20 protein-coding genes are annotated in these 24,491 nt (G+C 64.4%); 12 read left to right on the top strand and 8 right to left on the bottom strand.

What is annotated here, in order from left to right:
* Positions 1 to 137 precede the first annotated feature (137 nt).
* The 3 genes from UNPF46_RS33845 to UNPF46_RS33835 all read left to right on the top strand — a co-directional run bounded on the left by UNPF46_RS33845 (position 138) and on the right by UNPF46_RS33835 (position 3,535).
* Complete coding sequence (locus UNPF46_RS33845; RefSeq protein WP_100174599.1) at positions 138 to 1,634, top strand: aldehyde dehydrogenase family protein; 1,497 nt, start codon at positions 138 to 140, stop codon at positions 1,632 to 1,634.
* 116 nt (positions 1,635 to 1,750) lie between these two features.
* Positions 1,751 to 2,878: an alkene reductase gene (locus UNPF46_RS33840; RefSeq protein ID WP_142252963.1), complete on the top strand. Its 1,128-nt coding sequence runs from the start codon at positions 1,751 to 1,753 to the stop codon at positions 2,876 to 2,878.
* A gap of 150 nt (positions 2,879 to 3,028) precedes the next feature.
* Positions 3,029 to 3,535, top strand: coding sequence for a GFA family protein (locus UNPF46_RS33835; protein ID WP_142252962.1), 507 nt, complete (start codon positions 3,029 to 3,031; stop codon positions 3,533 to 3,535).
* Here the strand turns inward: UNPF46_RS33835 and UNPF46_RS33830 are convergent.
* Entirely contained in the window at positions 3,489 to 3,929 is a 441-nt protein-coding gene (locus UNPF46_RS33830; protein WP_181770242.1) for a TfoX/Sxy family protein, read from the bottom strand. The genes UNPF46_RS33835 and UNPF46_RS33830 overlap by 47 nt on opposite strands.
* Before the next feature lie 148 nt (positions 3,930 to 4,077).
* On the opposite strand from UNPF46_RS33830, the gene UNPF46_RS33825 reads away from it, so the two are divergent.
* The gene (locus tag UNPF46_RS33825) at positions 4,078 to 5,739 is read left to right on the top strand and encodes a thiamine pyrophosphate-binding protein (protein WP_100174602.1); all 1,662 of its coding nucleotides are present in this window, start codon (positions 4,078 to 4,080) and stop codon (positions 5,737 to 5,739) included.
* Positions 5,740 to 5,896: 157 nt separating this feature from the next.
* Here the strand turns inward: UNPF46_RS33825 and UNPF46_RS33820 are convergent, their stop codons facing one another.
* Positions 5,897 to 7,276, bottom strand: coding sequence for an LLM class flavin-dependent oxidoreductase (locus UNPF46_RS33820; protein WP_142252961.1), 1,380 nt, complete (start codon positions 7,274 to 7,276; stop codon positions 5,897 to 5,899).
* A gap of 287 nt (positions 7,277 to 7,563) precedes the next feature.
* Here UNPF46_RS33820 and UNPF46_RS33815 point away from each other — a divergent pair, with 287 nt between their 5' ends.
* The 6 genes from UNPF46_RS33815 to UNPF46_RS33790 all read left to right on the top strand — a co-directional run bounded on the left by UNPF46_RS33815 (position 7,564) and on the right by UNPF46_RS33790 (position 13,331).
* Positions 7,564 to 8,961 (top strand): M20 family metallopeptidase, encoded by a 1,398-nt coding sequence (locus UNPF46_RS33815; protein WP_100174604.1) that lies wholly within the window; start codon positions 7,564 to 7,566, stop codon positions 8,959 to 8,961.
* Positions 8,962 to 9,061: 100 nt separating this feature from the next.
* Positions 9,062 to 9,973: an amino acid ABC transporter substrate-binding protein gene (locus UNPF46_RS33810; protein ID WP_142252960.1), complete on the top strand. Its 912-nt coding sequence runs from the start codon at positions 9,062 to 9,064 to the stop codon at positions 9,971 to 9,973.
* A gap of 119 nt (positions 9,974 to 10,092) precedes the next feature.
* Positions 10,093 to 10,824 carry an amino acid ABC transporter permease gene (locus tag UNPF46_RS33805; protein WP_100174606.1) on the top strand — a complete coding sequence of 244 codons (732 nt, stop codon included), beginning with the start codon at positions 10,093 to 10,095 and terminating at the stop codon, positions 10,822 to 10,824.
* 2 nt (positions 10,825 to 10,826) lie between these two features.
* Positions 10,827 to 11,519, top strand: coding sequence for an amino acid ABC transporter permease (locus tag UNPF46_RS33800; RefSeq protein WP_094894725.1), 693 nt, complete (start codon positions 10,827 to 10,829; stop codon positions 11,517 to 11,519).
* A 12-nt stretch (positions 11,520 to 11,531) separates the two neighbouring features.
* The gene (locus UNPF46_RS33795) at positions 11,532 to 12,263 is read left to right on the top strand and encodes an amino acid ABC transporter ATP-binding protein (protein ID WP_100174607.1); all 732 of its coding nucleotides are present in this window, start codon (positions 11,532 to 11,534) and stop codon (positions 12,261 to 12,263) included.
* 207 nt (positions 12,264 to 12,470) lie between these two features.
* Complete coding sequence (locus UNPF46_RS33790) at positions 12,471 to 13,331, top strand: D-amino-acid transaminase (RefSeq protein ID WP_100174608.1); 861 nt, start codon at positions 12,471 to 12,473, stop codon at positions 13,329 to 13,331.
* A gap of 126 nt (positions 13,332 to 13,457) precedes the next feature.
* On the opposite strand, the gene UNPF46_RS33780 is transcribed toward UNPF46_RS33790, so the two are convergent.
* The 3 genes from UNPF46_RS33780 to UNPF46_RS33770 form a co-directional block, all read right to left on the bottom strand.
* Positions 13,458 to 13,919: a carboxymuconolactone decarboxylase family protein gene (locus tag UNPF46_RS33780; protein WP_100174609.1), complete on the bottom strand. Its 462-nt coding sequence runs from the start codon at positions 13,917 to 13,919 to the stop codon at positions 13,458 to 13,460.
* Between the two features lie 29 nt (positions 13,920 to 13,948).
* The gene (locus tag UNPF46_RS33775; protein ID WP_142252959.1) at positions 13,949 to 15,565 is read right to left on the bottom strand and encodes an MDR family MFS transporter; all 1,617 of its coding nucleotides are present in this window, start codon (positions 15,563 to 15,565) and stop codon (positions 13,949 to 13,951) included.
* Between the two features lie 117 nt (positions 15,566 to 15,682).
* Entirely contained in the window at positions 15,683 to 16,864 is a 1,182-nt protein-coding gene (locus UNPF46_RS33770; protein ID WP_142252958.1) for an HlyD family secretion protein, read from the bottom strand.
* Between the two features lie 309 nt (positions 16,865 to 17,173).
* On the opposite strand from UNPF46_RS33770, the gene UNPF46_RS33765 reads away from it, so the two are divergent.
* A complete protein-coding gene (locus tag UNPF46_RS33765; protein WP_100174612.1) occupies positions 17,174 to 18,085 on the top strand; it encodes a LysR family transcriptional regulator in 912 nt (303 codons plus the stop codon).
* Positions 18,086 to 18,148: 63 nt separating this feature from the next.
* On the opposite strand, the gene UNPF46_RS33760 is transcribed toward UNPF46_RS33765, so the two are convergent.
* Positions 18,149 to 21,598 (bottom strand): indolepyruvate ferredoxin oxidoreductase family protein, encoded by a 3,450-nt coding sequence (locus UNPF46_RS33760; RefSeq protein ID WP_142252957.1) that lies wholly within the window; start codon positions 21,596 to 21,598, stop codon positions 18,149 to 18,151.
* A 153-nt stretch (positions 21,599 to 21,751) separates the two neighbouring features.
* On the opposite strand from UNPF46_RS33760, the gene UNPF46_RS33755 reads away from it, so the two are divergent.
* Positions 21,752 to 22,207 (top strand): Lrp/AsnC family transcriptional regulator, encoded by a 456-nt coding sequence (locus UNPF46_RS33755; protein ID WP_100174614.1) that lies wholly within the window; start codon positions 21,752 to 21,754, stop codon positions 22,205 to 22,207.
* 115 nt (positions 22,208 to 22,322) lie between these two features.
* Here the strand turns inward: UNPF46_RS33755 and UNPF46_RS33750 are convergent, their stop codons facing one another.
* Together UNPF46_RS33750 and UNPF46_RS33745 are read right to left on the bottom strand one after the other, a co-directional pair.
* Positions 22,323 to 23,108, bottom strand: a complete 786-nt coding sequence (locus tag UNPF46_RS33750) for a fumarylacetoacetate hydrolase family protein (protein ID WP_142252956.1) — start codon at positions 23,106 to 23,108, stop codon at positions 22,323 to 22,325.
* Between the two features lie 14 nt (positions 23,109 to 23,122).
* Positions 23,123 to 24,490, bottom strand: coding sequence for an LLM class flavin-dependent oxidoreductase (locus UNPF46_RS33745; protein WP_142252955.1), 1,368 nt, complete (start codon positions 24,488 to 24,490; stop codon positions 23,123 to 23,125).
* Position 24,491 lies beyond the last annotated feature (1 nt).

Below are 24,491 nucleotides of genomic sequence, written 5' to 3'. Positions count from 1 at the left end.
CGTTCGACCCTGCACAAGAGGGCATGGGAGGTCTTCGTTCCGCGCTGCCTTTACGCCTTTCCGGCACCGCTGTATCCTTCGACATGACGATCCCGCCCAGATCGAACCAATCAATCACCTGACCAGGGAGTGCAGCCATGGCTGTGTCGCAGGCTATTCCGATCACGCGCCATCCGTTCGCGAACGGGTCCTACAAGCAGATGCTGATCGACGGGAAGTGGGTTGATGCTGCTTCCGGCAAACGCTTCGAGACCCACAACCCTGCCACGGGCGAATTGCTGGCTACCGTCGCCGAAGGCGACAAGGAAGACATCGATCGTGCGGTCGCCGCCGCGCGCCGCGCCTTCGAAGGCCCCTGGAGCAAGGTCAAGCCTTTCGAGCGGCAGAACCTGCTGCTGAAGCTTGCCGATCTCGTCGAGAAGAACTTCGATGAATTGTCGCAGCTCGACACCCTCGACATGGGCGCGCCGCTCAGCCGCACCCGCGCCTATCGGCTGCGCGCGGTCGGCATGCTGCGCTACTATGCCGGCCAGACCACGGCGATCCACGGCGAGACCATCGAGAACTCGCTGCCCGGCGAGATCTTCTCCTACACGCTGAAGGAGCCGATCGGCGTCGTCGGCGCCATCATTCCCTGGAACGGCCCGCTGACCGCGACGATCTGGAAGATTGGTCCGGCGATCGCGACTGGCTGCACCGTGGTGCTCAAGCCCGCCGAAGAAGCGCCGCTGACCTCGCTGCGCATCGCGGAGCTCGCGATGGAAGCGGGCGTTCCGCCCGGCGTCATCAACGTCGTGCCCGGCTATGGCGAGACCGCAGGCGCGGCGCTCGCCTCGCATCATGATGTCGACAAGGTCGCCTTCACCGGCTCGCATGTCACGGGCCAGTCGATCATCCGCGCCTCCGCCGGCAACCTCAAGCGCGTCTCGCTCGAGCTCGGCGGCAAGTCGCCGGACATCGTGTTCGCGGATGCCGATCTCGATGCCGCCGTGCCCGGCGCGGCGATGGCGGTGTTCGCCAATTCGGGCCAGATCTGCAGCGCCGGCACGCGCCTGTTCGTCGAGCAGGCGATCTACGAGGAGTTCGTCGGCCGCGTCGCCGAGTTCGGCAAGAAGCTGCAGGTCGGCAACGGCCTCGATCCCAACGTGCAGATCGGCCCGCTGGTGTCCGCGCAGCAGCTCGAGCGCGTCACCGGCTATCTCGACATCGGCCAGAAAGAAGGCGCACGCGCGCTCGCCGGCGGCGGCCGCGTCACCGAAGGTGCGCTGTCGAAGGGCTTCTTCGTCTCACCGACGGTGTTTGCCGGCGTCCAGGACAACATGCGCATCGCACAGGAAGAGATCTTCGGCCCCGTCATCTCCGCGATTGCGTTCAAGGACATGGACGAACTGGTCAAGCGCGCCAACAACACCACGTTCGGCCTCGGCTCCGGCCTGTGGACGCGCGACGTCACCAAGGCGCATGCGGTTGCGAAGCGCCTGCGCGCCGGCTCAGTGTGGGTGAACTGCTACCAGGCGATGGACCCGGCCGTGCCGTTCGGCGGCTACAAGATGAGCGGCTATGGTCGCGAGTCCGGCAAGCAGCATGTCGAGGAATATCTCAACGTGAAGGCCGTCTGGATCAAGACGGCGTAGGGCCTCTCTCTCGCGTTCCGCGAGGGGGAATATCTATTTTTGCAGGGGCGGCGCCTTTTCCGGTAGCCGCCCCTCGTTATATGATTTGCATCCTTTCAGTGACATCCGGGGCCCCCATGAAATTCGAGGCGTTGTTTAGACCGTTGCAGGTCGGACCGTACAAGCTCGCGCATCGCGTCGCGCTGGCGCCGCTGACGCGCATGCGCGCCGAGCGCGAGAGCTTTGCGCCGCGGCCGCTCAACGCCGAATATTACGCCCAGCGCGCGACACCCGGCGGCCTGATCATCGCTGAGGCGTCGCCCGTGCTCTCGCACGGCCGCGGCAACCCGGCGACACCGGGCATCTATTCGCAGGCGCAGATCGCCGGCTGGCGCAAAGTGACGGACGCCGTGCACGCCAAGGGCGGCATCATCTTCCTCCAGCTCTGGCATGTCGGCCGCGTCTCGCATTCCTCCTTTCACGGCGGCGAGCTGCCAGTTTCCGCCTCCGCGATCCCGATCAAGGCGGAAGGGATGAAGGCGATGACGGCCGACGGCAAGATCGCCGATTACGAGACGCCGCGCGCGCTGGAGACCGAGGAGGTCAAGGGCATCGTCGAGGCCTTCCGGCAAGGCGCGAAGAACGCGCTCGCGGCCGGATTCGACGGTGTCGAGATCCACGGCGCCAACGGCTATCTGCTCGAGCAATTCCTGCAGTCGCGCAGCAACCAGCGCACCGATCAATATGGCGGTTCGATCGAGAACCGTGCGCGGCTGCTGCTGGAGGTCACGCAGGCCGCGATCGACGTCTGGGGTGCGAACCGCGTCGGCGTGCGGTTGTCACCGTATGGCATCGCCAATGATTCCGGCGAGCCCGATCCGATGCCGCTCTACACCCATGTCGTGAAGGCGCTGGACAAGCTCGGCCTGGCGTATCTGCATTTCATCGAGCCGCGCTCCAGCGGCTCGGGCCGCGCCGAGGTCAACTGGCAGAACGTACCTTCGGCGATGGTGCTGTTCCGCCCGCTCTACAGCGGCGTGCTGATGACCGCCGGCGGTTTTACGGGCGAGACTGCGAATGCCGCCATCGCCGACGGCCATGCCGATATCATCGCCTTCGGCCGCATCTTCATCTCCAACCCCGATCTGCCGCGCCGCTTGCAGCATGGCTACCCGATCACGCCATACAACCGCGCGACGTTCTACGGCGGCGAGGAGAAGGGATATACGGATTATCCTGTTTATGACGAACTGACGCCGGCTTGACCGGTCATTCCGGGGCGATGCAACGCGTCGAACCCGGAATCCATCTCACCTGCTGGCTTGCCGTCCGATGGATTCCGGGTTCGATGCTTCGCATCGCCTCGGAATGACAGTCGTGTATTGTCGCGCTGGCAATGACGACGGAGAGACTTCATGGCCAAAGCCGCAGCCGCCGCAGGGATCGCCACCGGCCAATGCCTTTGCGGCAAGGTCACCTTCGAGATCGACGTGCCCGCGCGCTGGGCCTGGCATGATCATTCGGCTGCAAGTCGCCGGGCCCATGGTGCAGCCTACGCGACCTATGTCGGAAGCTGGAAGAAGCGGTTTCGCGTCACGTCCGGCAAGACGGCGCTGACCCGCTACGAGGACAAGGCGACCAAGACCGCGCGCAGCTTCTGCTCGCATTGCGGTACGCCGATCGCCTACGAGCGCCCGCGTGGACCGCACATGGTCAACATCCCGCGCGCGCTGTTCAACGAGCGCACCGGCCGCCAGCCGCTCTATCACATCGCCATCGAGGAGCTGCAGGAATGGGCCTATACCGGCGAGCCGCTGGTGCCGCTGAAGGGCTTTCCCGGCGTGGTTTGGCAACGCTCGAAGAAAAAGAAGCGGGCTAGCGGCGAGGACCCTTTTGAACTCGGCCGCGAGGAAGCGCTTTAGCCCCCTCGGCGCCGCTGGATTGAGCTGACGCAGCCTTCCGCGGTGCCGCCTTGCGTCCTCCGGTCTTCGCCGGCATCGCCCCGACGAAGTCGAGCGCGCGTTTGACCCATTTCTTCAACTCGGCGTCGCTCTGATAGCCTTCTGGTGCGACGCGCACGAAGCCGGTCATGATGCGCCCGCGCATTTCCATCGGGCTCGCGTGCGGCTCTTGCAGCATGCGCGCATGTGCGTCGGGGCCGACGCGGATCAGCATCCCGCCGCGCCCGCTTACGGTGCAGCACATGGCGTTATCAACCATGAAGCAGAGACCGCCCATCATCTTCTTTTCCGCGACATGCCGCTGGTCGGCCAGCAATTTACGCACCCGCGCGGCAGTGTTCTCGTCATATGCCATCGTGTCCCCCACAGGCCCAGCTCTGTGCATGTTCCCAGCCTACAGGCATCGGCGCAAGCCTGCCATGACCGGGCTTCCTTGCGTGCATCCCGTGACTTCGGCCATCATGCCTTTCGTCCTTGCGGCAACGTCCGCTCCTGGAGGAAACATGAAGAACAAGATCACCGGCCGTTCCGCCTTTCTCGCGCTGCTCAAGGACGAGGGCATCACCCATCTGTTCGGCAACCCCGGCACCACCGAGCTGCCGATCATGCATGCGCTGAAGGACCATCCCGACCTCACCTACGTGATGGCGATGCAGGAGAGCCTGGTGGTCGCGATCGCCGATGGCTACAGCCGCGCGTCCGGCAAGCTCGTCGCCTGCAACGTCCACGTCGCCCCCGGCCTCGGCAACGCCATGGGCTCGCTCTACAACGCCCAGTTCACGGGCACGCCGATGATCTTGACCGCGGGCCAGCAGGAGCAGGGGCACGGGCTGATGGAGCCGGTGCTCTACGGTCCGCTGGTGCGGATGGCCGAGCCGCTGGTGAAATGGGCGGTGGAGGTGACGCGTCTGGAAGACCTGCCGCGCATCGTGCGCCGCGCCGCCAAGGTGGCGATGACGCCGCCGACCGGACCGGTGTTCATCTCGCTGCCGGGCGATATCCTGAACAGCGAGGCCGGCATCGATCTCGGCCGCTCCACCCGCATCGATGCGCGGACAAAACCATCGGACGAAGCGCTGAGAGCTTTTGCCGCTCGGCTGCTCAAGGCGGAGCGTCCCGTCATCGTCACCATGGACGAGGTGGTCAAGAGCGACGCCCTGAAGGAAGCCGCCGAGCTCGCCGAGCTGTTAGGTGCCGCCGCCTACCAGTCCTCGACGCCTTACGGCTCGCACTTCCTCTCGGAGAGCCCGAGCTTCGTCGGCACGCTCGCGCGCGTGCAGAAAGTCGCGCGCGATACGCTGGCGCCTTACGACCTGCTGATCGCGCTCGGCGGCGATCCCTTGCGCATGTCGGTCTATAGCGAGGTGGACGCGCTGCCGGATGGCTTGGGCATCGTGCAGATCGGCCTCGTCGATTGGGAGATCGCCAAGAATTACGGCGCCGAGATCGCGCTGAAGGCAGACCTGAAGGAGACATTGCGCGCGCTGATCCCGGTGTTGAAGGAGCTGGGCGGCGCGACACTTGCGGGCCGCGCCAGGCAGCGCCTTGCCGATCTCGCGCCGCAGAACTGGACCGCGCGCCGCGCGGCGCTGGTCGAGCAGATCGGCAAGAGCGCGGGCCGCAGCCCCATCGATCCGGATTTTTTGGTGCTGCAGATGGTCGAGGCCATGCCCGACAACGCCATTCTCGTCGACGAAGGCCTCACCTCCAGCCGTCAGGTCACGGCGCTGCGCCCCCATCGCGACCGCTACGGCTATCACGGCCTTGCCTCCGGCGGCATTGGCTGGGGCCTGCCGGCCTCGGTCGGCGCCAGCATCGCCAATCCGGATCGCCCCGTCGTGTGCTTCTCCGGGGACGGTAGTGCGATGTATTCGATCCAGTCGCTGTGGACCGCGGCGCATCACAAGCTGCCGCTCAACGTCGTCATCGCCAACAATGGCGGCTACCGCATCATCAAGCAGCGCCTGCTCGCTTTTCACGGCGATGACAATTACGTCGGCATGGACTTCGTCGATCCGCCCGTCGATTTCGCGGGCGTCGCGAAGGCGCTGGGATGCGAGGCGATCAGGATCAGCGACCCTCGCGAGCTCAAGGCGACGCTGGCGTCGGCGTTCAACCGGCCGGGGACGAAGCTGATCGAGGTGATGGTGGACGGGAAGGTGTAGGGCGGGCAGCCGACACGGCGCTGCCGCCATGGTCTCCGCCGTCATCGCCCGCGAAGGCGGGCGACCCAGTATTCCAGAGACGGTTGTGATTCCGTGATAAGCCGCGGCGTACGGGATGCCCCGGTCAAGTCGGGGCATGACACCGGGTGTGCGACGTCTATCCCGTCTTCCCCACCCGATACCCTGCCGCCGGATGCGGCGCATCCAGCCTGGCGCGACCATCGCCGAACAGTTTTTCGCGCAGCGTGCCCTTGGCATATTCTTTCTTGTAGCGCCCGCGCTTGGTCAGCTCCGGCACCAGCATGTCCGCGATATCCTCGAAATCGCCGGGCGAGATCGCGAAAGCGACGTTGAGGCCGTCGACGTCGGTTTTCTCGAACCAGTCCTCGATCTTGTCCGCGACGCTTTCGGGCGTGCCGACCACGACCGGGCCGGCGCCGCCGATGCCGACATGCTCGATGACGTCGCGCACGGTCCAGACGCGATCCGGGTCGCCGCGGGTGACGTTGTCGAGCGCGCTGCGGCCGGCATCGTTCTGGACGTGACGCACCTGCTGGTCGAGCTCGTAGCCGGAGAAGTCGATGCCGGTCCATCCGGACATCAAGGCCAGCGCGCCTTCCGGATTGATGTGCGAGCGGTAGTCGGCGTATTTCGCCGCAGCTTCCGCTTCGGTGTTGCCGAGGATGATCGTCATCATGTTGAACATCAGGATCTCAGCGGGATCGCGGCCGAGCGCGGCGGCCTCCTGGCGGATCGCCGCGACGCGCGGCGCGATGATCTTGGCCGACGGTCCCGACATGAACACGCATTCGGCATGCTTGGCCGCGAACTGCCGGCCGCGCGGCGAGGTGCCGGCCTGGTACAGCACGGGCGTGCGCTGCGGCGAGGGCTCGCTGAGATGAATGGTGTTGTTGATGCGGTAATTCGCGCTCTCGTGATTGATGCGGTGAACCTTGTTGGGATCGGTGAAGATGCCTCGCGCCCGGTCGCGCAGCACGGCGTCGTCCTCCCAGCTGCCTTCCCAGAGCTTGTAGACGACTTCCATGTATTCGTCGGCGATGTCGTAGCGGTCGTCATGCCCGGTCTGCTTGTCCTTGCCGGCGCCGCGTGCGGCGCTGTCGAGATAGCCGGTGACGACGTTCCAGCCGATCCGCCCCTCGGTGAGATGGTCGAGCGTCGACATCCGCCGTGCGAACGGGTAGGGCGGCTCGAAGGAGAGGTTGCTGGTGACGCCGAAGCCGAGATCTTTCGTCACCGCGGCCATCGCCGACAGCAGCAGCAGCGGCTCGTTTGACGGCGTCTGTGCTGCGTTGCGCAAGGCCGCGTCAGGGCTGTTGCCATAGACGTCGTAGACCCCGAGCACGTCGGCCAGGAACAAGCCGTCGAAGCGGCCACGCTCCAGCGTCCTGGCGAGATCGATCCAGTAGGGCAGGCGGTTATACTCGGCGGTGCGGTCGCGCGGATGGGTCCACAGGCCCGGTGACTGGTGGGCGACGCAATTCATCGCAAAGGCGTTGAGCCGGATTTCTTTGGCCATGCTGGTCCCCCGGCGCCCTGTACTGAGCGCTCTTCGAATGATAGACGTGCGCCCGAACTTGGCGCCAAACTTGGCGAAGTTCTTGCATATCGTTTGGGCTTGGCAAGGCCAAAATCAGCGTCGCTGCTGCGCTTGGCAAGCCAATCTCAAGGAAGCAAGAACGAAATCCCAAGAGAAGTACAAGAGAACTACAAGAGAAGTACAAGAACTATCCAACTCCCTGCCACTTTCGAAGGCCAATCCGTGTCGGGTAAGGTCCTTCCTCTCAAAGCCTCGAAAAACCAGTCATGACCAGAGCCGACGCCATCGCCCGCGCCCGTGAGGATTTCAAATCCGGCGCATTCCTCGCCGAGCTCGACCGCCGCGTCGCCTTCAAGACCGAGAGCCAGAATCCGTCGCGCGGCCCCGAGCTGCGCGCCTATCTGGAACAGGAGATGCAGCCGGCTTTCGCTGCGCTCGACTTCACCAGCCGTATCGTCGAATCCCCCAGCGGCAAGGCGCCGTTCCTGTTCGCCGAGCATCACGAAAGCGCGTCCGCGCCGACCGTGCTGGTCTACGGTCATGGCGACGTCGTCGACGGCATGGAAGGCGAGTGGCGCGATGGCCGCGATCCCTGGCGCACCACGGTTGCGGGCACGCGGGTCTATGGCCGCGGCACCGCCGACAACAAGGGCCAGCACAGCATCAACATGGCGGCGCTGCGCGCGGTGCGCGAGGCCCGCGGCGGCAAGCTCGGCTTCAACGCCAAGTTCATCGTCGAGATGGGCGAGGAGATCGGCTCGCCCGATCTCGGCAAGGTCTGCGATCTCCATCGCGACGCGCTCAAGGCAGACCTGTTCATGGCCTCCGATGGGCCGCGCCTGTCCGCCGACCGTCCGACGCTGTTCCTCGGCTGCCGCGGCGGCATCCGCATCCATCTGGATGTGAACCTGCGCGACGGCGGCCACCATTCCGGCAATTGGGGCGGCGTTCTCGCCAATCCCGCGACCATCCTGGTCAATGCGATCTCCACGCTGGTCGATGGCCACGGCCGCCTCCAGCTCGATGCCCTGAAGCCGCCGCGGCTCACCAACCAGATCCGCTCCTATCTCGCCGACGTGCAGGTGGTGCCGGGTGCGGACGAGCCCGCGCTGGCCGAGAACTGGGGCGAGGAGGGGTTGTCGGCGGCCGAACGGCTCTACGCCTGGAACACGCTGGAAGTGCTGGCGATGTCGTCGGGCAATATCGACAAGCCGGCCAATGCCATTCCCGGCCATGCCAATGCCGTACTGCAACTGCGCTTCGTGGTCGGTACCAAGATTGATGGGCTGATCGAGGCGATCCGCGCCCATCTGATCGAAAAGGGCTTTCCGATGGTCGAGGTGCGCGCTGCCCAGAGTTTTGCTGCATCGCGCACCGATTTCGACAGCCCATGGATCAAATGGGCGGCGGATTCGGTGCAAGAGACCACCGGCAAGGCGCCGGCCGTACTGCCGAATTTCGGCGGCTCGCTGCCCAACGACGTCTTTTCCGAGATCCTGGGCCTGCCCACGATCTGGGTCCCGCACTCCTATCCCGGCTGCTCCCAGCATGCGCCGAATGAGCACATTCTGCTGCCTCTCACCGAAGAAGCCTTGACGGTGATGGCCGGGCTGTTCTGGGATCTCGGCCAATTGCCGAGACCTCTGACGAGACCTCTGAGCTGAGCCATTAACCTGAGCCTTCAATCCAGCCGAAAGTCACATTCTAATCCAGGCCGATTTGTGCTTGCATTCGGCCGCATCATCCTGAAAGGGGAAGAAAGACGTGAAACATTTCCGTAGCATCGGGCTCGCACTCGCCGCGACCTTCGTCGTCAGCCAGGCCGGGGCCCAGGAGCTGACCGGCACGCTGAAGAACATCAAGGACACCGGTGCCATCACGCTGGGCTTCCGCGACTCCTCGATCCCGTTCTCCTATCTCGACGACAACCAGAAGCCCGTCGGGTTCGCGATGGACATCTGCTACAAGATCGTCGACGCCGTGAAGAAGGAACTCAAGCTCGACAAGCTCGGGGTCAAGCTCAACCCGGTGACCTCGGCGACCCGCATCCCGCTGATGGCCAACGGCACCATCGACCTCGAATGCGGCTCGACCACCAACAATGCCGAGCGTCAGAAGCAGGTTGCCTTCACCAACACCCACTTCCTGACCGCCAGCCGCTACGTCTTCAAGAAGTCGAGCGGCCTGAAGTCGATCGACGACCTCAAGGGCAAGACGGTGGTCTCGACCGCCGGCACCACCAACATCAAGCAGCTGACCGAGGCCAACGTCGAGAAGAAGCTCGGCGCCAACATCATTCCGGCCAAGGACCACGCCGAAGCCTTCCTGATGGTCGAGACCGACCGCGCGGTCGCCTTCGTCATGGACGACATCCTGCTCGCGAGCCTCGTCGCCGGCTCGAAGTCGCCGGATGACTACGTCATCTCCAAGGACGCCTTCTCCAAGCCCGAGCCCTACGGCATCATGCTGCGCAAGGACGACGCGCCGTTCAAGAAGGTGGTCGATGCGGCAACCGCTGCGCTCTACACCTCCGGCGAAGGCCAGAAGATCTACGACAAGTGGTTCACCCAGAAGATCCCGCCGAAGGGCCTGAACCTCAACAGCCCGATCTCGGCCGAGCTGAAGAACGAGTTCGCGAAGCCCACGGACTCGCCGAACCCGGACGACTATAAGTAAGATAGAACCTCGAACTTTCGATCGGGATCATGTCCGGCCACTCTTGACACAGGGGTGGCCGGACATTTGCATAGGCGCCGGGACAATCTTGATCAGTGGCGCGTTCGCGCGGGGGACACGTGAACTATAACTGGAACTGGGGAATCTTTTTCCAGCCGAACCCGATGGGGACGGGCACCTATCTCGACATGCTGCTGTCGGGCCTGGTGCTGACCCTGAAGACCGCGGCGTTGGCCTGGGTCATCGCGCTGATCACCGGCTCGCTCGTCGGCGTCATGCGTACGCTGCCTTCGAAAGGGGCGAACTGGTTCGGTTTTGCCTATGTCGAGTTCTTCCGCAACATGCCGCTGCTCGTGCAGCTGTTCCTGTGGTTCTTCGTGCTGCCGGAGCTGCTGCCCAAGACCGCGGGGACCTGGCTGAAGCAACTCCCGAACGCGCCGTTCTGGACGGCCGCGATCGGCATCGGCTTCTTCATGTCGGCGCGCGTGGCCGTTCAGCTTCAGGCGGGTATCGGTTCGCTGCCGCGAGGGCAGAAGATGGCGGCCACTGCGCTCGGCCTCACCACCGTGCAGGCCTATCGCTACGTGCTGCTGCCGATGGCGTTCCGCATCATCCTGCCGCCACTGACCTCCGAATTCCTCAACACCATCAAGAACACCGCGGTGGCCATCACCATCGGCCTGCTGGAGCTGACCGGACAGGCGCGCTCGATGCAGGAATTCTCGTTCCAGGTGTTCGAGGCCTTCACTGCCGCGACGATCCTCTACCTCCTCGTCAATGCCGTGGTCGTGACGGCGATGCGCTTCCTCGAACGCTGGGTCGCGATCCCCGGCTACATCACGGGGAAATAGCGATGTTTGCCAATCTCGATTTCGACGTTATTCGCCGTGCGCTGCCCTATCTGTTCTACGAGGGCATGACGTTCACCCTGACGCTGACGGCGCTTGCGGCCCTCGGCGGCCTCGTCTTCGGCACCGCGCTCGCGCTGATGCGGCTGTCCGGCTACAAGATCCTCGGCCGCATCGCCGGGGTCTATGTCGATTTCATGCGCTCGCTGCCGTTGGTGCTGGTGATCTTCTGGTTCTACTTCCTGGTGCCCTATATCGGGCAATGGGTGACCGGCGCCTCGCGTCCGATCAGCGTCGGCGCCTTCGCATCCTCGCTCATCACCTTCATCATGTTCGAGGCGGCCTACTTCTCCGAGATCATGCGCGCCGGCATCCAGTCGATCTCGCGCGGCCAGCCGGCCGCGGCCAGCGCGCTGGGGCTGACCTACGCCCAGACCATGCGCTACGTCGTGTTGCCGCAAGCCTTCCGCAACATGCTGCCGGTGCTGATCACGCAGACCATCGTGCTGTTCCAGGACACCTCGCTGGTCTACGTTCTCTCGATCACGGACTTCCTGGGCGCGGCGAGCAAGGTCGCGCAGCGCGACGGGCGCCTCGTCGAAATGTACCTATTCGCAGCGGTCGTCTACTTCACCATCTCCTGTATCGCGTCCTTCGGCGTCCGTCGCCTGCAGGCGCGCATCGCCATCATTCGATAGAGCGTGTCCGTCATGATCGAAATCAGCCACGTCAACAAATGGTACAGCCCGAGCTTCCAGGTGCTGACCGATTGCACAACGAGCGTGACCAAGGGTGAGGTCGTGGTGGTCTGCGGCCCCTCGGGCTCGGGCAAGTCGACCCTGATCAAATGCGTCAATGCGCTGGAGCCGTTCCAGAGCGGCGACATCAGCGTCGACGGCACCAAGGTCAACGACCCCAAGACCAATCTGCCCAAGCTGCGCTCGCGCGTCGGCATGGTGTTCCAGCACTTCGAGCTGTTCCCGCACCTGAAGATCATCGACAATCTCTGCCTCGCGCAGCAGAAGGTGCTCGACCGGTCGCGCGACAAGGCGATGGCGAAAGGCATGCAGCTGCTGGAGCGCGTCGGCCTCAAGGAACAGGCGCAAAAGTATCCCGCGAACCTGTCGGGCGGCCAGCAGCAGCGCGTTGCGATCGCCCGCGCGCTCGCGATGGATCCGATCGTCATGCTGTTCGACGAGCCGACCTCGGCGCTCGACCCGGAAATGGTCAGCGAGGTGCTCGACGTCATGGTGGACCTCGCTCATGAAGGCATGACCATGATGGTTGTCACCCACGAGATGGGCTTTGCCCGCAAAGTGGCCAATCGCGTGATCTTCATGGACCGCGGCGAGATCGTCGAGGACGCGGCGAAGGAAGACTTCTTCGGCAAGCCGCGCAGCGACCGCGCGCAGAAGTTCTTGTCCAAGATTCTGTCGCATTAGCTCTTTGTCATTCCGGGGCGCGACGCAGTCGCGAGCTATGGTGCGCAATTGCGCACCTGAGAATCCATCGGGCGGCAGTACATGAGGTGAGATGGATTCCGGGCTCGTCGCTTCGCGCCGCCCCGGAATGACAAAACGAGGGTGCTTGCTCCCCTTAACTGGCGTATAAGCGCGCCGAATCCCCCTTTGCCGGCCAGGAGACCTGCCTTGGACCCGATCGCCTACGTCAACGGTTCATTCGTCCCGCTCTCGGACGCCAAAATCTCGGTCCTCGATCGCGGCTTCCTGTTCGCCGACGGCATCTACGAGGTCTCGGCGGTGCTCGACGGCAAGCTGGTCGACAACGCCTCGCATCTGGCGCGGCTGGAGCGGTCGGTCGGCGAGATCAAGCTGAAGCTGCCGGAGACGCTCGAGCGCATCACCGAGCTGCAGAAGGAGCTGATCGCGCGCAACAAGCTCGCGAACGGCCTCGTTTACCTCCAGGTCACGCGCGGCGCCGACAAGGGCCGCGACTTCGCCTTCCCCAAGGGGGACGTCAAGTCGAGCCTCGTGATGTTCACGTCGGAAAAGGACATCATCAACGCGGCCTCGGCCAAGACCGGCATCAACGTGATCACGGTGCCCGACATCCGCTGGGAGCGCCGCGACATCAAGAGCGTGGCGTTGCTGGCGCAGGTGTTGGCGAAGCAGGCGGCGGCCGAAGCCGGCGCGGGCGAGGCCTGGATGCTGGAAGACGGCTACGTCACCGAGGGCGGTTCGTCCTCGGCGTTCATCCTCACCAAGGACGACGTCATCGTCACCCGCAAGAACTCCAACGCGATCCTGCCGGGCTGCACCCGCAAGGCGGTGGTGGCACTCGCCGAAGAGCGTCAGCTCCGCGTCGAGGAACGCTCCTTTACGGTCGAGGAAGCGTTGGCCGCAAAGGAAGCCTTTGCCACCTCGGCCTCGCTGTTCGTCCAGCCGGTGATCGCGATCGACGGCAAGAAGGTCGGTGACGGCAAGCCCGGCCCGATGGCGACGCGCCTGCGCGAAATCTACGTGGAGTTCGCCAAGGCGACGGCGGTCTAGGCCACACGCTCAGCTGCCGTGGGTGGGCAAAGCGAAGCGTGCCCACGTCCTTAGAATTCATGGAAGATGGTGGGCACGGCGCAAGTGCGCCTTTGCCCACCTGACAAGACTGTCGTTGTGGTTGGCTCACGCCACCGACGCCTTCACCTTCACCGGATGAACCACGCGGAACGCGATCGCAATCCTGTTCCAGGCGTTGATGGCGCCGATCAGCATGGTCAGGTTCACCGTCTCCGCGTCGGAGAATTGCGCGCGAACCTGTTCATAGACGTCATCAGGCGCGTGCGTCTCTGAGATCAGCGTCACGGCTTCCGTCCAGGCCAGCGCCGCGCGCTCGCGGTCGGAGTACAGCGGAGATTCGCGCCAGGCGTTGAGCAGATAGATTCGCTGTTCCGTCTCGCCGCGCTTGCGGGCGTCCTCGGTGTGCATGTTGATGCAGAAGGCGCAGCCGTTGATCTGGGATGCGCGGATCTTGACCAGCTCGATCAGCGATTTCTCGAGCCCCGTCGACTGGATCTGCTCTTCCAGCGCCATCAGTGCTTTAATGGTGTCGGGCGCGGCCTGGTAGTAGTTCATGCGAGGCTTCATGGTCGTTCTCCTTGCTTCCTAGGGTGGGATCAATGGGCTCCGCCGGCTGAAGTCTGGCCGGGCTTCTTCAGGAAGATCACGGCGACCAGAGCGACGATCAGCGCCATGCCGAGCAGGTAGAAGGTGTCGCTGAAGGCGACGATGTAAGCCTGCTTCTGCACGATACGGCCGACCGCGACATAGGCCCGATGCGCGGCGTCTGCACGGTCGAGAACGCCGTGGTTGACGAAATATTGCGTGAGCTGTTCCAGTCGCGTGCGGGTGGCCTGCTCGAACACCGAGACCGACTGCATCAGCACGTTGGAGTGATATTGCTCGCGCTTGGTCAGCACGGTTTGCAGCAGGGCGATGCCGACGGCGCCGCCGAGATTGCGCATCATGTTGAACAGGCCGGAGGCGGACCCCGCATTTTCGGCTTCGATGCCGGCGGTCGCGACCGCCGACAACGGTGCCATCACCAGCGCCTGACCGATGGCGCGGACGACGTTGGGCCACAGCAGCTGGTCGGCGGCGTAGTCGTTGGTCATATAGATGTTCATGAAATTCGAGGCCGAGAACAGCACGAAGCCGACGCCGATCACGATGCGCGCGTCGAATTTCTGCATCAGGCGCGGCACCAGCGGGATCAGCACGAGCTGCGGCAGCCCGGTCCAGGCCAGCACCATGCCGATCTGCTCCGCGTTGTAGCCCTGGATGCGCGCCAGATATTGCGGCAGGATGAACACCGAGCCGTACAGCGCGACGCCGAGCAGGAAGTTCGCCAGCATGCCGAAGCCGAAATTGCGGCGGGCGAGCAGGCGCAGATTGAGCAGCGGCTTCTTCACCGTGAGTTCGATGATGAAGAAGGTCGTCAGCGCCACGACCGCGATCACGCTGAGCTTGACGATGAATGGCGAGCCGAACCAGTCGTCCTTGTTACCTTCCTCGAGCACGGTCTGGAGGGCGGAGAGCCCGATTGCCATGGTGATGATGCCGGCCCAGTCGCCCTCGCGCAGCAGCGCCAGCTTCATCGGCTTCGCCTCGAGCGCGTACCAGAGCATGCCGACCATCACCGCGCCGGGCACGAGGTTGACGTAGAAGATGTACTCCCAGCCGAAATTCTCGGTGAGATAGCCGCCGATGGTCGGGCCGATCGCTGGAGCGAACGTCGCGGACAGCGCGAACAACGCAAGACCGACCGGCTGTTTCCCGCGCGGCAGCAGCGTGATGATCAGCGTGAACGCCATCGGGATCAGCACGCCGCCGGTGAATCCTTGCACGGCGCGCAGCACGATCATCTGCGGCAGGTCCTGCGCCAGCGCGCAAGCCGCCGACAGCAGCAGGAACAGGACCGCGTTGCTGAGAAGATAGATCCGGATGGAGAAGACCTGCGCGAGCCAGCCGGAGAGCGGGATCACGACGATCTCCGCGATCAGATAAGAGGTGGAGATCCAGCCGCCGTCGTCGATACCGGCGCCGATTGCGCCCTGAATGTCCGCGAGCGAGGCGTTGACGATCTGGATGTTCAGCACCGCCATGAAGGCGCCGAGCGTCGCGCCGATCACCGCGATCCAGGTTCTTGTCGACACCGCCGGCGTCGCGGGAGCGGCGGGCGCGGGGATGTTGCCGATGGATGCGGCGTTGACTGTCGGTTGAAGCGTGCTCATGGAAGCCTCGTCTCGGGTACGGAGACAGGATGCGTCAGGCAGGTGGTTTCGATCATCGAGGAAGTCCCGGAAGGATCATCCGGCAGGATTTGACAATCCCGCCGGAGCCTTCCGGCTTCAACCGCCGTTGCGGCGAGGGGCGTTGTCAGCCAGACGCTTTGCGGTGTCGCGCTCTGCCAGCACCGTCTGCTTGGTGTCGACGGTCGGCACCGCCGACATGCCGGGGCGCAGCAGGCCGATCAGGCTGTGGTCGTCGAGCACGATCTTCACGGGAACACGCTGCACGATCTTGGTGAAGTTGCCGGTGGCGTTGTCCGGCGGCAGCAGCGCGAATTCGAGCCCGCTGGCCGGCGACAGGCTGTCGACATGGCCGCGCAGGGTCTTGCTACGGAAACTGTCGACGTGCAGCTCGACCGGCTGGCCGGGGCGCACATGTGTCAGCTGCGTCTCCTTGAAGTTCGCGACGACATAAACCGAATCGAGCGGCACCACGGCCATCAATTGCGTGCCGGCCTGGACGTATTGGCCGACCCGCAATGCGCGGGCACCGACCGTGCCGTCGACCGGCGCAGTGATCTCGGTATAGGACAGGTTCAGCGCCGCCTGCTGTGCGACCGCGCGGGCCCGTTCCAGCTGGGCCGCGGCCTGGGCGCGCTGGGTGGTGAGCACGTCGACCTTGCGTTGCGCGGCCACGAGACCGGATTTGGCATGCTGCAGCTGCGCGCTGCTGGCGCGCAGTGCCGCGTCTGTCTGCTGTGCGCGCTGGATGGTGCCGGAGCCCGACTTCATCAGATCGTCGTAGCGGGCGCGCTCCTCCTGCGCGAATTTGAGATTGGCGTCCGCTGCCGCAACATCGGCGGTGCTTTGCTCGATGATCGGTTGCTGGAGTTCGAGCTGGGCATCGATGTTGCGCACCGAGGCTTCGCCGGCGGCGACGTCGGCGCGTGCCTGCTCCAGGGCCGCCCTGAAGTCGCGATCGTCGATCTTGGCGAGAAGCTGGCCGGCTCTGACCTTCTCGTTGTCACCGACCAGCACCTTGGCGATATAGCCGGAGACCTTTGGTGCGACGATCGTGGAGTCCGCCTTGACATAGGCGTCATCGGTCGTCTCGAGGTAGCGGCCGTTGGTCCAGTAGTCGTGCCCGTAATAAGCCACGGTCGCCGTGCCCGCGAGCAGCGCAAGCACCAGCGCCGCGCGCCGAACCATATTCCGGGGCGGGGCACTCGGCCGCGCCTTGGAATAATCGGCAGTGATTTCAGTTGCTTGCTGAAAGTTTTCGGTGCGGGGCATCTCGGACATGGCGGTCTTCCCTTTCGGCTCGCCGTGAATATCGGCCTTTCCAGTTCAAGCGATAATTGGCGAATTGCAGGAAGGATTATCCACCAGCAGCGGATAGTCCGAGGCTGCGTCTTGACCCGGATGATGTACCGAACCGGCCCGGCGACTGCGCCAGAGCGATTGCCGTCCCTGTCGTACGATTGCTGCTAACGGGCCTGGGTCCTGCCGCACGCAAAGCTCTGGGCGGGGTGGGACCGGTATGCAGGATCTGATAGATAATCGAGGAGAATCCCCAGTGATTATCGATCAAGAGCGGACAATCACGCAGCCATGGACCGATTGACCAGCCTCGAAGTGTTCAGCCGCGTGGTCGAGACCGGCGGCTTCTCCGCAGCAGCCCGCAAGCTCAACATGTCGACCACCATGGTGAGCAATCACGTCCAGGCATTGGAAGACCGGCTTGGGGTGAGGCTGCTTCATCGCACCACGCGCAAGGTCAACCTTACGGAGATCGGCAAGGCCTATTACGATCGCTGCGTCCAGATCCTCGCGGACATCGAACAGGCCGACGACATTGCCGGCGAATTGCAGTCAGTGCCCCGCGGCACGCTGCGCATCCACGTCGCCACCCATATGGTGCCGTTCGTGACGCCGGTGGTGGCGAAGCTGCTGTCCACCTACCCGGAGCTCAAGATCGATCTGCGCATGGGCGAGGCCGACGTCGATCTCATCGAGGAAGGCTACGATGTTGCCCTGCGCATGACCCCGCCGCCGGATTCGAGCCTGATCGTGCGGAGCCTCGCCACCTGGCGCCACGTGCTGTGCTGTTCCCACGATTACATCGAGAGGCACGGCCGGGTGCAGAAACTCGACGAGCTCACCACGCATAATTGCGGTCGTCACCTGAACTATCCGTTTGGCGATGAATGGCACTTCCTCGATCGCAAGGGCGCACCGGCTTCGGTGCGAATCTCGGGCAGCTTCGTCACCAACAGCGGGGAAGCGTTGCGGAAGGTCGCGCTGGAGGGGGCCGCCGTGTGCCTGATGGCAGGGTTTCTCATTCAGGACGACCTCGAGGCCGGCCGCCTCGTGCGTCTGTTGCCGGAATATCGGACCGTCGAGCTGTCCATGAACGCGGTCTATCCGCATCGGCATCATCTGTCGGCAAAGGTCAGGACCTTCATCGACCTGCTCGTGCACCACAGCGCCGAGCAGCAGAAGCTGATCAACCCGTATTCATGAGCGGCGCGGCGGCAGGCCAGGGGGTGGGCAAAGGCGCGCTTGCCTCGTGGACACGGCTTTGCGTCAGCCGGTGGCGCGCATCCTTGCCGACGCTGGTCCGCGGAGTTCGTCGAGCAGCCGCGCGACCTCCGTCTTCGCCTTCCCGATCGCGATGTCCTTGACCGCGCCGTAGCCGCGGATCTCCATCGGCGCCTTTGCAATCGCGACGAGATCCGGCAGACGCGCCGTACCGAGCTCGCCGAGCATCCGTTCGATCAGGCCTTCATACCAGGCGATCAGTTCGCGTTCGGTGCGCCGCTCGGAGGTGTAGCCGAACGGATCGAACGGCGTTCCGCGCAGCCCCTTCAATCGCGCGAGCGCGGCGAGCGGCATCTGGATCCACTGGCCGAAGGCGCGCTTGCGCGGACGCCCGCGTGCGTCGCGCTGCGACGGCAGGAATGGCGGTGCGAGATGGTACTGGACTTTGAAGCCGTCCTCGAATTCGCGTTTCAGCACATCGAGGAATCCGCTCTTCATGTGCAGGCGCGCCACCTCGTATTCGTCCTTGTAGGCCATCAGCTTGAACAGGGCGCGTGCGACGGCCTCGGTCAAAGCCTCGCTGTTCAGAGCAGCTTCGGCATGGCGGACCCTTGCGACGGTCGCTCGGTAGCGCGCCGCATAGCTGCTGTCCTGATAGGCGATGAGAAAGTCGGCGCGACGGTCGATGATCTGGTCGAGCGTCTCGGTTGTGGGCGCCTCGTTCGGCTTCGGCAGGAAGTCCGGATCGGAAGCCGCGATCCGGCCCCAGGCAAAGGCCTGCTTGTTGCGCTCGACTGCGACGCCGTTGAGCTCGATCGCGCGCAGCAGCGCGGCGAGCGAAATCGGGATCAGCCCGCACTGCCAGGCAAAGCCGAGCATGATGATATTGGCATAGACGGTGTCGCCGAGCAGCCGATCGGCAAGCGCATTGGCATCGAGCGTGCCGAGATTGTGCTCGCCGACGACCCGGCCAATGGCGCGCAGGCGGGCGGAGGAGGCGAGATCGGCGTCGCGGAAGCGGACAACGTCGCCGGTCGGCATCTCCGCGGTGTTGACCGCGGCGCGCGTGCCCCGGCGATAGGTGCCGGATGCCTTCGGCGAAGAGCTGACGACCAGATCGCAGCCGATCAGCGCATCGGCAGCGCCCTGGTCGATGCGAACCTGGTTCAGGCCCTCGGGAGACGGTGCGAGGCGAATATAGCTCAGCACGGGTCCGAACTTCTGCGCAAAGCCGGTGAAGTCCAGCACCGAAACGCCACGGCGCTCCAGATGCGCGGCCATGCCGATCAGGGCGCCGACGGTGATCACGCCGGTGCCGCCGACGCCGGTCACGAGCAGGTCATAGGGGCGATCGAGCGACATGGAGGAGGGCAGGGGAAGCGTGGCCGCATGGCTGGCCGCGTCGATCTGGCTTGCACCCTTCTTCCGCCGCGTGGCGCCCTCGACGGTGACGAAGCTCGGGCAGAAGCCGTTGAGACAGGAGAAATCCTTGTTGCAGGACGACAGGTTGATCTGGCGCTTGCGGCCGAACGGCGTCTCCTTCGGCTCGACGCTGAGACAGTTGGATTCGACCGAACAGTCGCCGCAGCCTTCGCAGACGAGATCGTTGATAGTGGCAAAGCGCCTGGGATCGGCCATCAGCCCGCGCTTGCGCCGGCGCCGCTTCTCGGTGGCGCAGGTCTGCTGGTAGATCAGGACCGAGACGCCGGGGATATCGCGCAGCTCGCGCTGCACGGCATCCATTTCCTCGCGGGGATGAATGGTGACGCCGCCGGGCAGGTCCGCCGGGCTGAAATGCGCGGGATCGTCGGAGACCAGCGCGATGCGCGCCACGCCTTCGGCGCGGACGCTGTGCGCGATGGCATGCACGCTGACGGGGCCGTCGACCGGCTGGCCGCCTGTCATCGCGACGGCGTCGTTGAACAGGATCTTGTAGGTGATGTTCGCCCCGGCGGCGATCGCCTGCCGGATCGCCATCGAGCCAGAATGGTAGTAGGTGCCTTCGCCGAGATTCTGGAAAACGTGCTTGTGGCCGGTGAAGCGCGACGAAGCCGCCCAGTTCACGCCTTCGCCGCCCATCTGGATCAGCGACGACGTCTCGCGGTCCATCCAGCTCGCCATGAAATGGCAGCCGATGCCGGCCAGCGCCTTCGACCCCTCGGGCACCTTGGTCGAGGTGTTGTGCGGGCAACCCGAGCAGAAATAGGGCGTGCGCGTTGCGCCTGATACGTTGATGGTGCGGGCCGCCTCCGGCAACAGCGCGGCTGCACGCGCGGCCAGATTGAGGCCTGGAAACATCGGGTCGAGCCGCCGAGCCAGCACGGACGCGAGTGCGCGCGGCGACAATTCACCGATCCAGGAGATCAGCCGTGCGCCGGTTTCGTCATGCTTGCCCACCATGCGTTCGGGCTTGCTGCCGGGATAGTCGTAAAAGTATTCCTTGAACTGGCTCTCGATGATGCCGCGCTTCTCCTCGACCACGAGGATCTCGCGCTTGCCCTTCACGAAGGCCATGGCGTCATGCAGCGCCAGCGGCCAGACCATGCCGACCTTGTAGATGTCGATGCCGATGCTGCGGCAGGCGGCCTCATCGAGGCCCATCAGCCGCAGCGCTTCCATCAGGTCGAGATGCGCCTTGCCCGTTGTGACGATGCCGTACGTCGCATCCGCAATGTCGTAGATGTGACGATCGATAGGATTGGCCTTGGCGAAGGCATAGACCGCGTGCTTCTTGGCCTCCAGCCGTTCCTCGATCTGCGGGCCCGGCAAATCGGGCCAGCGATAGTGCAGTCCATCGGGCGGCGGCGCGAAGTCGGGTGTGCGGAAGGCACGCGGAGGGCGTAGCGCGACGGAGGCGCCTGATTCCACGATCTCGGAGATCGCCTTGAAGCCGACCCACATGCCGGAGAAGCGGCTCAGCGCGTAGCCATACTCGCCGAATTCCAGATACTCGCTGACGCTGGCGGGATGCAGCGTCGGCATGAACCAGCTCATGAAGGCGACGTCGGACTGGTGCGGCATCGAGGAGGAGACGCAGCCGTGGTCGTCGCCGGCAACGACCAGCACGCCGCCATGCGGGGAGGAGCCGTAGGCATTGCCGTGCTTGAGCGCGTCGCCGGAGCGATCGACGCCGGGGCCCTTGCCGTACCAGAGCCCGAACACGCCATCGACCTCGCGATCGCCTTGCGTCTCGACCTGCTGCGAGCCGAGCACCGCGGTGGCCGCGAGGTCCTCGTTCACGGCGGGAAGAAATTCGATGCGGTCCCGCTTCAGCCGCTCCTGGATGCGCCACAGCTCGAGATCGACGCCGCCGAGCGGCGAGCCGCGATAGCCGGAGATGAAGCCCGCGGTGTTGAGGCCGCTCGCGCGATCACGCCTCGCCTGGTCGAGCGCGATGCGGACGATGGCCTGCGTGCCCGTGAGGAAGACGCGGCCCTCCTCGCGATCGTAGCGGTCGGAGAGATCGTAAGTGTCGAGTGACGGAATGGCGTCCATGACGGACCTCGCGCGGCATCCTGCCTGATCGTGGAAGGTTATGCCTGGGAGGCTGGTAGGTCTTACCTATTCATCCCATTCAAATTGCAAATTCGGTAGAATTTTGCAGAATAGTATCAAATTTGGTAGAGGTTTCCGGCTGGGGAGGCCATCATGATCGAAGAACAGGACGCGCGAATACTCGGCCATCTGCAGAGGGATGGGCGAGCCACCAACCAGCAACTCGCCGACGAGGTCGGCATGTCCACCTCGGCCTGCTGGCGCCGCGTGCGGGCGCTGGAGGAGGCCGGCGTCATCCGGGGCTATGCAGCGCTGGTCGCGCGAGAGCAGGCGGGCTTTGCGATGTCCGCCATCCTCCACGTCTCGCTGGAACGGCACGACGCGAAATTCGTCGATGAATTCGTGGCCAGGGTTACGACGCGCCGCGAGGTGCTGGAATGTTTCGCGACCACGGGCGATGCCGATTATCATCTGCGTGTCGTCGTGCAGGACATGGCGGCCTACAACCGCTTCCTCGACGAGTTCATGTTCCGCATCCCCGGCATCCGCTATGTCCGCAGCAACGTGGTGCTGAAGGAGATCAAGACGAGCGTGGCGCTGCCGTTTTGAGGGAGGTCTTGGAGAGTGGGCGAAGCGAAGCGTGCCCACGTATTTTCCGCGATCGAACGAGATCGTGGGCACGGCGCAAGAGCGCCTTTGCCCACCCTAAGGCACGCAAATGCGGCTACCGTTGCTCCCGCACGAACCTGTTGCGCAACGTGCCGACGCCGCTGATGTCGATCTCCACGACATCGCCGTGCCTGATATCAGGCGATGCACCGTCCGTGCCCATCCAGATCACGTCGCCTGGCCACAGCGTAAAATACTTCGTCAGCTCGACCAGGAACGGCACCACGCCGAAGATCATGTCGGCGGTCGCGAAGCGGTTGGTTTCCTTGCCGTTGACCCGGACGACCGTTTCCATCTGTTCGAGCTCGGCCGCGGTCTCGATCCACGGCCCCATCGGCTTGAACGTGTCGGCATTCTTGGAGCGCCACAGGCTGCGATCGGCCTTCTGCCAGCTGCGCTCGCTGACGTCGTTGCCGATGGTGTAGCCGAACACGCAATCCATCGCGTTCTCTTTGGTAAGGTGCTTCACCTTCTTGCCGATGACGACGACGAGCTCGCCCTCATAGTGGATCTTCTCCGTCGCGAAGGAGGGGATCACGACGTCCTCGTCATGCGCGATCAGCGCGTTCTGCGCGCGATAGCCGATCTCCGGGCGGTCGGGCACGGCCGGCACGGTGCCGGCCTTGTCGGCGGCTTCCTTCAGGTGCTTGAGGTAGTTCAAGCCGACGCAATAGAAGGTGCGCGGGATCAGCGGCAGCTCGATCTTGACGGCGCCGAGCGAATGCGTGCGCGTGGTGCGGTGCCACTCGCCGAAGGGATCGCCGTCGACGGCGATCACCTTGTCACCCTCGATGATTCCCCAGGAGGTCTTGCCCGCGGTGGTGAATTTCAGCCAGCGCATGTCGGAGCCTCCCGTTATTCCGCGGCATCGCGCGGCTGCACCTTCCAGGCGCCGGCCGCCGGCCGCTTCAGCCCGAGATTTTCCCGCAGCGTCTTGCCGCGATACTCCTTCTGGAACAGGCCGCGGCGCTGCAGCTCCGGCACCACGTGCTGGACGAAGTCGGCGTAGGAGCCGGGCACATAGGTCGCCGCGATGACAAAACCGTCGCAGCCGCGCTCGACGAACATTTCCTCGAACTTGTCCGCGATCTCCTTGGGGCCGCCGACCATCGCATCCTGAACCTGACCGCGGCCGGAGAAGGTGACGAAGTCGCGAGCGCTCGGATTGCTCTTGCCCGAATTCTTCAGCACGCCGTCGCGGATGCCGAGAATGCCCTGCATGCTCTTCAGCTCGTCCGTCGTCAGCGGCTCGTCGAGATCCTTGGACGCGAAATCGTAGTTGAGCGCTTCGGCGAGCAGCGACAGCGCGTCGATCTGCAGCGGCAGCTTGTTGATCAGTGCCATCTTGTCCTCGGCCTCGGCCTTGGTCGCCGCGCAGACCGGCGTCGTCAGGTTGCAGAGAAACATCTGGTCGGGATCGCGGCCGGCCTTGGCGGCCTGGTTGCGCACGGCTGCGTAGCCTTCCTTGGCAGCAGTGAGATTGCGTGCGGCGGTGAAGATCACCTCGCCCCAGCGGCCGGCAAAGCGCTGGCCGCGACCGGATGCCCCGGCCTGGATGATCACGGGATGGCCCTGCTGCGAGCGCGGCACGGTGAACGGCCCGCGCGACTTGAACGCTGGTCCCTTGTGATCGAGCCGTTTCACCTTGCTCGGGTCGGCAAAGCGGCCGCTCTTCTTGTCGATGATCAGCGCGCCGTCTTCCCAGGTGTCCCAATGGCCGAGCACGACCTCCATGAACTCGTCGGCCTTGTCGTAGCGCGAGTCATGTTCGGGATGGGAGTCGCGTCCCATGTTGAGGGCTTCGCCGTCGTTCAGCGAGGTCACGACGTTCCAGCCCGCGCGTCCGCCGGACATCAGATCGAGCGTGGCGAAGCGGCGGGCGACGTCGAACGGCTCGTAATAGGTGGTCGAGCAGGTTGCGCCCAGGCCGAGCTTGTCGGTGACCATGCCCATCGTGGTCAGCACGATCAGCGGATCCATCTTCACGCAGCGGATGCCGTATTCGACGGTGTGGGCGTGGTCGTTGCCGTAGCGGTCCGGCATCGCCAGGCGGTCATCGAAGAAGGCCATGTGGAACTTGCCGGCTTCGAGGATTTTGGCGATCTCCTGATAGTAATCGGCGGACATCGAATCGTCGCGTGAGTCCGGATGCCGCCAGGAGCTCGGCAAATTGGTGCAATTCTGCGCCTGGAGGAAGCCGACCAGGACCATCTGCCGGTTCATG

The sequence above is a fragment of the Bradyrhizobium sp. UNPF46 genome, assembly GCF_006658625.1.
Lineage (GTDB): Bacteria > Pseudomonadota > Alphaproteobacteria > Rhizobiales > Xanthobacteraceae > Bradyrhizobium > Bradyrhizobium nitroreducens.
This window is presented reverse-complemented; position numbering and strand designations above follow the sequence as displayed.